Source organism: Alkalispirillum mobile (genome assembly GCF_003664325.1).
GTDB lineage: Bacteria > Pseudomonadota > Gammaproteobacteria > Nitrococcales > Halorhodospiraceae > Alkalilimnicola > Alkalilimnicola mobilis.
Map to the genome: position 1 here is coordinate 460,067 of NZ_RCDA01000001.1, position 10,992 is coordinate 471,058.

The 10,992-nt window shown below is 65.4% G+C and carries 8 protein-coding genes; 6 read left to right on the forward strand and 2 right to left on the reverse strand.

Annotated features, from left to right (window positions below; translation table 11 throughout):
• Positions 1–12 precede the first annotated feature (12 nt).
• Positions 13–1,296: a DEAD/DEAH box helicase gene (locus tag DFR31_RS02250; RefSeq protein ID WP_121441033.1), complete on the reverse strand. Its 1,284-nt coding sequence runs from the start codon at positions 1,294–1,296 to the stop codon at positions 13–15.
• Between the two features lie 295 nt (positions 1,297–1,591).
• Between DFR31_RS02250 and DFR31_RS02255 the strand changes: the two genes are divergently transcribed.
• From DFR31_RS02255 to DFR31_RS02265, 3 genes are all read left to right on the forward strand, one after another.
• Complete coding sequence (locus DFR31_RS02255) at positions 1,592–3,232, forward strand: HDOD domain-containing protein (RefSeq protein ID WP_121441034.1); 1,641 nt, start codon at positions 1,592–1,594, stop codon at positions 3,230–3,232.
• A 41-nt stretch (positions 3,233–3,273) separates the two neighbouring features.
• Positions 3,274–5,454, forward strand: coding sequence for a putative bifunctional diguanylate cyclase/phosphodiesterase (locus DFR31_RS02260; protein ID WP_121441035.1), 2,181 nt, complete (start codon positions 3,274–3,276; stop codon positions 5,452–5,454).
• 241 nt (positions 5,455–5,695) lie between these two features.
• Positions 5,696–6,877, forward strand: coding sequence for a cystathionine gamma-synthase family protein (locus DFR31_RS02265; protein WP_121441036.1), 1,182 nt, complete (start codon positions 5,696–5,698; stop codon positions 6,875–6,877).
• 75 nt (positions 6,878–6,952) lie between these two features.
• Here DFR31_RS02265 and DFR31_RS02270 read toward each other — a convergent pair whose 3' ends face one another.
• Positions 6,953–7,432, reverse strand: coding sequence for a YbhB/YbcL family Raf kinase inhibitor-like protein (locus DFR31_RS02270; RefSeq protein WP_121441037.1), 480 nt, complete (start codon positions 7,430–7,432; stop codon positions 6,953–6,955).
• 171 nt (positions 7,433–7,603) lie between these two features.
• On the opposite strand from DFR31_RS02270, the gene DFR31_RS02275 reads away from it, so the two are divergent.
• From DFR31_RS02275 to DFR31_RS02285, 3 genes are all read left to right on the forward strand, one after another.
• A complete protein-coding gene (locus DFR31_RS02275; protein ID WP_121441038.1) occupies positions 7,604–7,900 on the forward strand; it encodes a circadian clock KaiB family protein in 297 nt (98 codons plus the stop codon).
• Between the two features lie 97 nt (positions 7,901–7,997).
• Positions 7,998–8,930 carry a sensor domain-containing diguanylate cyclase gene (locus DFR31_RS02280; RefSeq protein ID WP_170153574.1) on the forward strand — a complete coding sequence of 311 codons (933 nt, stop codon included), beginning with the start codon at positions 7,998–8,000 and terminating at the stop codon, positions 8,928–8,930.
• Positions 8,931–9,024: 94 nt separating this feature from the next.
• On the forward strand, positions 9,025–10,953 hold the full coding sequence (locus DFR31_RS02285; protein ID WP_121441040.1) for a sensor domain-containing diguanylate cyclase: 1,929 nt from the start codon (positions 9,025–9,027) through the stop codon (positions 10,951–10,953).
• Positions 10,954–10,992 lie beyond the last annotated feature (39 nt).

Sequence of the window (10,992 nt, forward strand, 5' to 3'; positions counted from 1 at the left end):
GAGCGATGGTCCTCAGCCCTGACGGGCGCCCTGCCCCGGGCGACCGTTACGACGACGACCACCCTGCGGCGGCCGGTTGGCGGTATGTCCGCCGTTGGGGCGCCTGCCCCCGCCCTTGCGACCGGCCGGTTTCTTGAACAGGGGCTGAGGCCGCTCGCTCGGGTCCGGCTCGAACCCCGGGACGATGTGCTGGTCGATGGGGTTTTTGAGCAGCTTCTGGATGCCGTCCAGCAGCTTGTGCTCATCCACGCAGACCAGGGACACGGCCTCACCACCACGCCCCGCCCGCCCGGTGCGGCCGATACGGTGGACGTAGTCTTCCGGCACGTTCGGCAGCTCGAAGTTGACCACGTGCGGCAGTTGGTCGATATCCAGCCCGCGGGCGGCGATGTCCGTTGCCACCAGCACTCGGACCCGACCCTGCTTGAACTGGGACAAGGCCTTGGTACGGGCGTTCTGGCTCTTGTTGCCATGGATGGCCGCGGATGCCAGACCGTCCTGGTCGAGTTGCCGGGCCAGGCGGTCGGCACCATGCTTGGTGCGGGTAAAGACCAGCACCTGCTGCCAATCCCCGTCCTGGATCAGATTGCTCAGCAGCGCCCGTTTCTCGCCCCGGCTTACCGGGTGCACTCGTTGGCGGACGGTTTTGGCCGCCGTATTGCGGGCCGCCACTTCCACCTGGGTCGGGTTCTGCAGCATGCCCTGGGCCAGCTGCCGGATCTCCTTGGAGAACGTGGCCGAGAACATCAGCGTCTGGCGCTGCTTCGGCACCTCGGCGATAACCTTGCGGATATCCCGAATGAAGCCCATGTCCAGCATGCGGTCGGCTTCGTCCAGCACCAGCATCTCAACACCGGAGAGGTCGACGGTGCCCTGGCGCAGGTGGTCCAGGAGCCGGCCTGGCGTGGCCACCACGATGTCCACTCCACGGCGCAAGGTCTGGATCTGGGGGTTCATCCCCACCCCGCCAAAGATGACGGCGGTCTTGAGGGGCAGCTTGGACCCGTAAGTCCGAACGCTGTCGCGCACCTGGGCAGCCAGTTCGCGGGTCGGGGTCAGGATCAGTGCCCGCACGCGGCGGCGCCCCCCCTCACGTTGGCTCTGGGTCAGCCGTTCCAGCATGGGCAGGGTAAAACCGGCCGTCTTGCCGGTCCCTGTCTGCGCAGCTGCCATGACGTCATCACCCTGCAAAATGGCAGGAATGGCCTGGGCCTGAACCGGAGTGGGATCGCTGTAACCCTGTTCGGAAACAGCACGGAGCAGCACGGCCGAGAGACCGAGAGAATCAAAAGACATGTATAGGAATACTCCTGGGGTGCCTACCCGCACGGCCATCAGCCGCTGCAGCGGGGCCCGGTCCAGGCAGAATAAAGAGGTGAATTCGGGGGGCCCTGAAGGGGGGTACCGCGAAAGCGTGACGCCGACCGGTGCGCATCAACGGGACGGACTATACCAGCTATCGGGGATTTGCACATCTCTTGCCGGCAAACCGGTGGATCGTGGCACATCATGAAGGTGTCCCCCCTCTGGTTACCCGGACCCCTGCGCGCGCATAACTTGACTATTTACTGGGTCAACTAAACTGACCAACATGACTGATTCTGTGAATGAGTTCGTTCATCAGCACAGCGTCACCGAACTGCCGGCCTTTCCGGCCGTGGTGCTCTCGCTTCTGGAGGTGATGTCAGGGGGGGATGCCGGACCCCGGGACGTCGAGGCCATTATCAGGCGGGACAGTACATTGACGACGCGGCTGCTCGGGGCTGCCAATGCCGCTGCCTTGACGCGCGGGACGCCTGCCGGGAACCTGCGCGAGGCCATCTCGCGCCTGGGGTTAACCCGTGTCCACACGCTGGCGGTCACGGCTGCCGTGCGCGGTTACTTCCGCGCCCTGGACCAGGGCCAACCCACGTGGCAGACGAACCTCTGGAACCATGGCCTGCTCTGTGCAGTGCTGTCACGGGAACTGGCCCGTGTCCGCGGCGCCTGTCCTGAGGCTGCTTATCTGGCCGGTCTGCTGCACGACCTGGGCAAGCCGGTACTCGCCCTGGCCTATCCGGATGCCTACGACCGGCTTCTGCAAAAGGCGGAGTGCTCGGACGTCAGCCTGCACGGGTTGGAACACCGTCAGTGGGGCCTGGACCACAGCGGCGTGGGTGCGGAGCTGCTGGCCTACTGGGGCTTCCCGGCGCTGATCACCGATGCGGTGCGGTACCACCACCAGCCCGTAGCCGACCTGGCACACGCCCACCCACTGGTCCGATGCGTGGCCCTGGCCAACCTCCTCAGCCGCTATCCGGAAGTGGACGTAACCGGCCGCCAGGCCGCCGCCCGCCTGCTAGACCTCGGCCGCGCCGATGCACAGGCCTTGCTGGACGTGGCATACCGGGAACTGGCGGAAACCCGGGCCGCGTTCGGTGAAGATGCCGACGCCGACCCGGCTGAGGCCAACGAGCAGACCCTACGGGCGCTGGGAAAGCAGGCACGGACCGCGGCCCTGGCCGGGGGGCTGGGCGCGACCCTGGCCGAGGGTGAAACCATCGACAACATCATCATGTGTGTCGCCCTATTGTTCGGCGTTCGGCACCTGCTGGTGCTGCAGGTCGATGACGACCAAGAGCAACTGCGGGGCACGGCCACCCCCACCGCCCACCCCGGTATCGCCGACCTCAGTCTGCCACTGGATGCTGAAGCCAGCCCGATAGCGAGCTGTCTGTTGCACAACCGGATAGACACGCTGGAAGCCACCAGGCAAGGCGGCACCCTGCCGGTGGCCGACTGCCAGGTGCTGGACCGGCTGGATGGCGAGACCGCTCTGGCGTTGCCGCTCTTCAGTAGCGGAAGACCGGTGGGCTTGCTGGTCCTGGGCCTGCGCCGGGAGCAAACGGCGGCGCTGCAGCAGGAAACCGGGCTGCTCCGCGCCTTTGCCGACCAGGCCGGTGCCCTGCTGGCGCGCCAGCAGCAGGAGGCGCGCGCCCTGCGCGCCAGCCGCGAGTCCGCGCGCGCCGAACAGCAAGAGCGCCAATTACGTTTGGTCACTGAGGCCGCCAACCCGATCACCGTCATGCAGAACTACCTGGGGGTGCTGCAGCAGCAACTGGAGCAGGATCACCCCGGTCAGGGCGGGTTGTCCGCCCTCAGGGACGAAGTCGAGCGTATCAAGGAGCTGATATCAAGCCTGGAGGCAGAGTCCACGGGGGAAGCGCCATGCGACCGCGCATCGGGGCTCTGATGGATTCGCAAGCCGCACGCCTACAACAATGATAAAACGCCATGAAAGCCATACCGCCGACGCCCAACGAGGACGACCCCTTACAGCCACCGGCCTACGAGCGGAGCGAACGTATCCTGGCAGTAGACCGCCATCCGCGCCTGCTGGAAAGCCTGGACTTGCTCGCGAGCGCCCGGGGTATCCCGCTCGACACGGCCGAGACACCGGACGAGGCCCGGGCGCTGCTGGCGGATACCGACTACGGCCTGGCGCTGGTGGAGATGCAGGGCGGGGACGAGACCAGCCTGGGTTTGATGGAGTGGCTGCGCGAACATCACGGCGCCGTGGACGTCATCGCGCTCACCGCCGACCCCACCTGCAAGGCGCCGATAGAGGCGCTGCGTCGCGGCGCCAGTGAATTCATTCGCAAGCCCTATGCCCCGGAGGCCCTGCTCGCCACCCTGGAGAACACCCTGGAACGGCGGCGCCTGCATCGGCAGAACGAACAGATCCGTCACCGGCTGAAGCGCTCGGAACGGCTTTACCGCTTCATTGTTGAGAACTCCCCCGATTTTATCTACGTGCTCGATGCCCAGGGGCGCTTCACGTTCGCAAGCCGGAGCACCGAAAAGCTTCTGGGCATCGGGCCCGAGGCCCTAGTTGGCGAGCATTTCCAGAGGGTGGTGCTCGCCGAAGATCGCGAGGTGGCGGAATTCCGTTTCAACGAACGCCGCACTGGCCATCGCGCCACCCACAACCTGGAACTGCGCCTTTGCGCGCAGCCGGGCGGAGCCCGCAACCCGGTGCGCACCGTGGACCTCACGGCCATGGGCATCTACGCCGACACCGACAGCGACCAACCCGGTCAGTACCTGGGTACCTACGGGATCGCCCGCGACGTCACCGAACGCAAGCAGGCGGAGTCCATCGTCCACTATCAGGCCCACCACGACCTGCTTACCGGCCTGCCCAACCGCGCACTGCTGAAGGACCGTCTGGGCCAGGCCCTGGCGCAGGCGCGTCGCGACAACAGCGAGGTGGCGGTGCTGTTCCTGGACCTGGACCGCTTCAAGGTGGTCAACGACAGCCTCGGCCACTCGGTGGGCGATGAATTGCTGCAACGGGTTGCGCACCGGCTGCGCGGCTGCCTGCGCGAAGGTGACACCCTGGCGCGCCTGGGCGGCGACGAATTCACGCTGTTGCTGCCAGCCATTCCCGACCGGCGGGCCGCCGAGCGGGTGGCAGAGAAATGCATCGGCGCCCTGGAGGCCCCCTTCCTTGTCCACGACCACCGGCTATTTCTGGGTGTGAGCATCGGCATCGCGGTCTACCCGGAGCACGGCGAAACCCAGGAGGTGCTGATCAAGCACGCGGACGTGGCGATGTACCACGTCAAGGACGAGCACAAGGGCCATTACAGCTTCTTCGATGCGGCCATGAGCAACCGCATCGATCGCCACCTGAACATCGAGACCGGCCTGCGCCAGGCACTGGACAACCAGGAATTCCGGGTGGTGTATCAGCCCCAGGTGGACGTGGAGACCGGGGCGATCACCGCCATGGAGGCCCTGATCCGCTGGCAACACCCGGAGGCCGGCGAGATCAGCCCCGGCGAATTCATCCCGGTGGCCGAGCAGACGGGCCTGATCATCCCCATCGGGGACTGGCTGCTCCACACCGCCTGCGAAGAGATGCTGCGCTGGCCCGGCGCCGAGCACCTGCGTTTGGCGGTCAACCTGTCGCCGTTGCAACTCAACCAGCGTGATTTCGTGCAGCGAGTAGGCGAAATCTGCGGGAACACGGGGTTTCCGCTCTCGCGACTGGATCTCGAGATCACCGAAAACCTGCTGATGCGCGACGTGGATTCGGTAGTGGAGAAACTGCGCACCCTCAGCCGGCTGGGCGTCACCGTGGCCATCGACGATTTCGGCACCGGTTACTCATCGCTCAGTTACCTGCAGCGCCTGCCGATTCATACCCTCAAGATCGACCAGTCCTTTATTCAGGCCATCCGAGAGGGCCAGGACGAGGGCACATTGGTGGAAACCATCATCGCCATGGCCCAGGGGCTGGACCTGCGGGTGGTGGCGGAAGGGGTCGAAACCGAACGTCAGCTCAACTATTTGCGGCGCCTGAAATGCGGCTATATGCAGGGCTACTATTTCAGCCGTCCCATAAACGGCCGTGACGCCGTAAACCTCCTAGGCAGCTGGCCGCGGGAGCGCGAGGCAACGGGTTACTGACCGGCAGACACGCAGGGTCCCCGCGCGCCCGAACGACAGCCCGATGGAGGCCCGTTAAGCATTCTCTCCCCGCCCATCGACTGGATACGCCCCGCCCCGGGGAAACCGATCGCTGCTGCGGATCAACGCATTTGATGGCCGACAGCCAGGGACCGGGTAGCGGGTGCTTTATCAGCCCTGTGCCGGCGGGCTACCCTGCCCGTTATCGAGATCACAAAAACCAGCAGGGGGAGGCGCAGCCATGACGGACAGCAACCGCCATTTCAGCACCCGGGCCATCTGGGCCGGCGAACCGAAAGACCTGCACCGCAAGGATGTGGCCACACCGGTCCACCACAGTGTCACCTTCTCCTACGAGGATGTGGACGAGTGGTTCGACGTCGCCCTGGATCAACGGCCCGGCTACATCTACTCGCGCAACAAGAACCCGACCGTGCGTCCGCTGGAACTGACCATGCGCGCACTGGAGGGCGCGGGTGAGGCCGTCAGTTTCTCAACCGGCATGGCCGCCATCAGCAACACGCTCTTTACCCTCCTGGCCCCGGGCGACCGGGTGGTGGGTATCAAGGACACCTACGGCGGCACCAACAAGATCTTTACCGAGTTCCTGCCCCGGGCCGGGGTGGACGTGGCCCTGTGCGATACGCTGGATTTCGACGCAATCGAGGCCGAGATCCGCAAGGGCTGCAAGCTGCTCTACCTGGAGACCCCCACGAACCCCACCTTGAAGGTGGTGGACATCGCACGGTTGTCCCGGGTGGCCCACGAACACCACGCGCTGGTAGTAGTGGACAACACCTTTGCCACGCCGGTGAATCAGCGGCCGCTGGACCTGGGGGCTGACCTGGTCCTCTACAGCGCGACCAAGTACCTGAACGGCCACTCTGACGCCATGGGGGGCATCCTCTGTGGCCCGAAGGATATCGTCGACCGGGTCTTCCACTACCGGGAGATCAACGGCGCCACCCTCCACGCCAACAGCGCCTACATGATCCTGCGCGGGTTGAAGACCCTGGAATTGCGCATCCAGCGCCACAACGAGAACGCCCAGCGTGTGGCCGAATACCTGCATGAACACGACAAGGTGGAGGCCGTTTTCTACCCGGGGCTCCCGGACCACCACAACCACACCATCGCCAAGGCGCAGATGGACGGCTACGGCGGCATGCTCAGCTTCTCACTGAAAGGCGACTTCGAGCAGGTCAAGCGGCTGCTGCCGCGGATGCGTCTGGCCCACAAGGCCGCCAGCCTGGGCTCGGTCTCCACCCTCGTGGGCCCACCTCGGGTCACCAGCCACGTGGAACTGACTGCCGAGGAGCGCCGGGCGGCGGGCATCCCGGAGAGTCTGATCCGCTATTCGGCCGGCATCGAAAACGCAAAGGACCTGATCGCCGACCTGGAGCAGGCGCTGGCGGGCATCTGACCCCTGTTTGAAGGAGACCAGAGCGGAGGCTGGCACAACCGGCACTCGCCGGCCGTGCCAGCCCGCGCCGTCCCATCAGTCGCGCTGGTAGGTACCGACCAGCCGGTTCATCCCGATGATGTTCGGCTCCAGCCGCTCCAGCATCTGCCAGAGGCTCAGGCCGGAGGGCAACTGCTCATCGGTATCCAGGGCCAGCACCCAAAAATAGTAGCGGTGCACGCCGTGGCCGTCCGGCGGCATGGGGCCACCATAACCGACGTTGCCAAAATCGTTCTTGCCTGGCGTGTACGCCTGGGTGCCCTCCTCCAACTGGTTGACGTCTCCCGGGATGTTGTACAGCACCCAGTGCACGAAGCCGTAGGTGCCACCCGGGCTGACCAGCGGCGCATCCGGGTCGTGGCAGATCACCGCAAAGGCCTTGGTGCCCTCGGGCGCCTGGCTCCAATCCAGCGCCGGCGAGACGTCCTCGCCCTCACCGGTATAGCGGGCAGGAATCGCGCCGCCGTCGGTAAACGCAGTGGTGGTCAGGTTCAGATCGGATAGTGCAAAACCCATATCAGCCTCCTTCGGTTTCGTTATCGCATCGTGGCTATCCGCAACACCCGCCTAGCCTACCGCGACCCTTCGCCGCTTTGCATCCGCTTGGGCCCGTGATCCGGACACCGTATACTAGTAGACAAATTGTGGAATGCCGTGCGCATTCCCACTCGAAACGGGGGCACCGCCATGACCGAACGTTATCTCCTCCGGCTGTTCATCTCCGATCACACCGACCGGTCCCGGTGCGCCCTCGAAAACCTGGAGCAGATCTGCGCCGAGGAGCTCGGTGGCCGTTACGAACTCGAGATCGTGGATATCCTGCTCGACCCCCAGGCGGCAGCCCGCGAGCAGGTGTTCGCCACGCCCACGCTGATACGCGAGTTACCCCACCCGGTCAGGCGTATCGTCGGCGACCTGGCCGATCACGAGCAGGTCCTGGAGGACTTGGAGCTGCTGCCCATCCTCGCCAAAGGGCGGGACTGAGCCGCAATAGGCATCAGGTCCGGCGCGTATTTGCTACGCTTCGGAAAGCTTTTTGCGCACGATGTCCGAAATCCTGACACCCGCCATCAAGAAAACCATGCAAAACGTATCGCAAAAGAACAACACCCCGAGCCCCCACCGCCCGCACCCGGTGTGCAACCGCCGGCTGGCCGCCTTTCGGCATTCCGGAAATGGGGACGGCCCCGAGGAGGACCAGCTGTTCGAGATCATCGTTCGCCACTCCAGCGATGCCATCGTGGTGACCGATGACCAGGGCCTGGTCCGTTATGCGAACCCCGCGGCGGCAAAGCTCTTCGGGCGCCGCGTGGAAAAACTCCTGGGCCGCCCACTCGGGCTGCCCACCGGGGGCGAACGCAACGAAGTGGACATCATCCGCCCCGAAGGTGACCTGGTGGTGGCCGAGATGCTGACCTCCCGCATCCCGTGGGGCAAAAAGCAGGCACGCCTGGCCATGCTGAGGGACATCACCGAGTGGCGCGAGACCCTCTCCCGACTGGATCACCTGGCGCACTTCGACCCGCTGACGGAACTCCCCAACCGGTCCGAACTGCAGCGCCAGCTGCGCAAGGCGCTCTCCCGGGCAAGTCGGCGGAACGCGAAGGTAGCGGTGCTGTTCCTCGACCTGGACGGCTTCAAGGTCGTCAACGACACCCTGGGCCATACCACCGGTGACCTGTTGCTTCGCGAGGTGGCCGTCCGCCTGAATGCCTCGGTCCGGGCCGGGGACCTGCTGGCCCGTATCGGCGGGGATGAGTTCGTGCTGGTGCTGGAGAATATCACCTGCGCCGACGCCGCCGCCCATGTGGCGGAAAAGCTGATCAAGGCGCTGGAGGCGCCCTTCCAGCTCGACGACACAACCCTGCACCTGAGCGCCAGCGTCGGCATCGCCCTATGCCCCCAAGACGGTGTGCACGCCGGCCGCCTGGTTCAGACCGCGGACCACGCCATGTACCGGGCCAAGGCCGCAGGCCGGGGGACGTACGCCTTCAGCTGGGACCCCCACGACTGATTTTAAGCTTGCGCGTGGGGTTTTCCCGCCTAGAATGGCAGGCACGTGCGCTGTTGCTTCCCTCCCGGGGAGAAGCCGGAGGCCATAGATCGCCGTGCTGCCAAACTGGCTCTTTATTGTCCTGATCCCTGCCACGCTGATGGCAGCCGTTCTGGCCCTGATCCTGCAACTGCGACAACGGCACCGGTTAGCCGACGAGGTACAAAGCCGCACCCGGCAGCTTTACGACGAGCGCGAACTTTTCCGCACCCTCTCCCATAACACCGCCGCCGGTATCTTCATCGCCCGGCTGCACGAGCTGGTGGCCGTCAACCCGGCGCTCTGTGAGATCCTCGGGCGCAACGAGGATACCCTCATCGGCATGGACTGGCGGGCGCTGGTCCACCCGCAAGACCGAGCGACCGTGGAGGCCCGCGCGGCGGCTCGCCTGCGCGGGGACCGGGTGCCGGCGCGGTATGCCATCCGGATCATCCGCCAGGACGGCAGCCCCCGTTGGGTGGAATTGAGCGCGGGGCGGGTGCAGCACCATGGGCACCCGGCGATTATCGGCACCCTCTTCGATATCAACCGGCGCTACGAACTCGAGCAGGCACTCCGCCACAGCGAGGCGAAATACCGCCAGCTGGTGGAGAACGTCAACGACATCATCTACACCGTCTCACCCGAAGGCGTCCTCACCTACGTCTCGCCCAACTGGCCGGAACTCCTCGGGCACGAGGCGGAAACCGTCACCGGACGCAATATCGCCGAATTCGTCCACCCGGACGACCTGCCGGCCTGCATGGAATTCCTGGAACGCCTTTATCTCACGGGCAAGAAGCAGAGCGGGATTGAATACCGGGTCAAACACGCCAATGGGACGTGGCGCTGGCACACCTCCAACGCCTCCCCGCTGTATGGCGACAACGGCGGGGTGGAGGCCTACGTGGGCATTGCCCGCGATGTCACGGATCGCAAGTCCATGGAGGGCGAGCTGCTCTATCAATTGCGCTTCACCGAATTGGTCGCCGACCTGTCCACTCGCTTCGTGCGCAGCTACGCCGAGGATATTGACTCGGTGATCAACGACATGCTGGCCCGGGCCGGGCGGTTTTTCGGGGTGGACCGCACCTACTTCTACATGTTCTCGGATGATGGGACCACCCTGTGCAACACCCACGAATGGTGCGCCCCCGGGGTCGACTCGATGATTCAGAAGAGCCAGGCGGTGTCGCTCGACGGCTACCCCTGGTGGCGACAGCGCATGGAGGCCCTGCGCAATCGCCACGATGTGGTCTTCATCGAGGATGTGGACGCGCTACCGCCGGAAGCCGCCGCCGAGCAGGCCCTGTTACGTGACCAACGGGTGCGCACACTGTACTGCGTCCCGGTGGCCACCCCGGACCGGGTCATCGGCTTCCTCGGGTTTGACTCACTGGCGCCGCGGGACTGGCGCCGGGACCAGGGGGACCTGCTCGTGGTATTGGGCAACCTGCTCGCCGCAGCCCTGGCACGAAAGGCGTTGGAGGAGGAGTTGCGCGGCCTCTCCGTCACCGATCCGTTGACCGGGCTGTTCAACCGCCGCTTCCTGCGGGCAAGGCTCGTGGCGCTGATCGAGGAGTACGAGCGGACCGGTCGCAACTTCTGCCTGAGCCTGCTGGACCTGGACCACTTCAAGCAGTTGAACGACGAGCACGGCCATCTGGCCGGCGATCGCGCCCTTCAGGATTTTGCCGGCATCCTGCGGGAGAACCACCGGGTATTCGACATTGTGGCCCGGTATGGCGGCGAGGAGTTCGTGGTGGTGCTGGTGGAGACGGAGATGGAGCAGGCCCGGGCCATCACCAGCCGGGTGCTCGAGGCCACCCGCGAGTTCAGCTTCAGCCATGACGGTACCGTGATGCCACTGACGGCCAGCGCCGGCCTGGCGGACATCTCCGAGCTGCCGCAGGATCAACGCAACGTGGAGAACCTGCTGCAACTGGCCGACCGGCGTCTGTACCAGGCCAAGCAGAAGGGGCGAGACCGCCTGGTGGCCCACTGACCGGGCGCCGGGGCCACGCCAGCCTCACCCGGCGCGGCC